General features: G+C 53.1%; 1 protein-coding gene. It reads right to left on the reverse strand.

The genetic code is table 11. From position 1 onward, the window contains the following. Positions 1–7: 7 nt before the first annotated feature. Positions 8–854, reverse strand: a protein-coding gene (locus GKC30_RS14825) for an IS5 family transposase (protein WP_155935750.1) whose coding sequence is annotated in 2 segments (ribosomal slippage) — positions 8–440 and positions 439–854 — 849 coding nt in all. Because the reading frame shifts where the segments join, the coding sequence is not laid out codon by codon here. Between the last annotated feature and the right edge of the window lie 70 nt (positions 855–924).

The raw sequence follows: 924 nt of genomic DNA on the forward strand, positions 1-924 counted from the left end.
TAAGAATTTATCCGTAAATAATCCCTATTTTTCTCAAGGCGATGATCGCAGCAGCCAAGTGAGTTAGAGCCATGTGTGATGAAAGAAGCTTTTCAAATCGTACCAAGAGCTTCCTGAAGCGGTTGAACCACGACAAGCTCACCTCAACTACCCATCGGCGAGGTTTGAAGTCGGGGTTGCGCTCCTTCTCTGCGATCTCTTCTCCTCGTGGCCGAACATGCGGAGCATACCCTGCTTCTTCGATAGCATTTCGCGGTCCCTCACCCGCATATCCCGCATCGGCGCAAAGATTTTCAGCCACTTCAAGCCCTGCTGGCTTGTTTGCAACCTTGCCCGCCAGCACCGCTTCCAGTTGTGACACATCGTGCCGATTTGCCCCCGTTACGACGATTGACAACGGGACGCCACGCGCGTCCACCAGCAGGTGCCGTTTGGATCCTTTTTTTCCCCCGATCCGTAGGGTTTCTACCAACGGCTTCCTGCGCAAGAGGCGCTTTGAACATGCCGCCGTCAACAGCCTGCCATTCCCAGGCTATCCCCATCATCTCGTTGTACTCAGCGAGTCCAGCTCGCCAAAGAGCAAGGAAAAACCCCTCCTGCTCCCATTTTCGAAAATAGGCATGAATGGAACTCGGGCTCCCAAAGACCTCCTTTGGCAATGCCTTCCACTGAATGCCAGTACGCAGAACGTATACGATGGCTTCGAAGACCTTGCGCGGGGCCAGAGGCTTCCGGCCGCCGCCGGATTTTCGTGTGTACGCCCTTGCCTCGTCACGCTTGGGGGCGGGGACGAGAGGTTCAACAATTGCCCAGAATTCATCAGAAACTTCCCAGGATTTGACTTTGGTAGACATGGCTCCTCCTCATGGAGAGAGCATGCCAAATTCTCTAGAAAAAGTCTATTTATTTACGGATAAGTTCTAA

This window comes from Pseudodesulfovibrio alkaliphilus, assembly GCF_009729555.1.
GTDB classification, from domain to species: domain Bacteria; phylum Desulfobacterota; class Desulfovibrionia; order Desulfovibrionales; family Desulfovibrionaceae; genus Pseudodesulfovibrio; species Pseudodesulfovibrio alkaliphilus.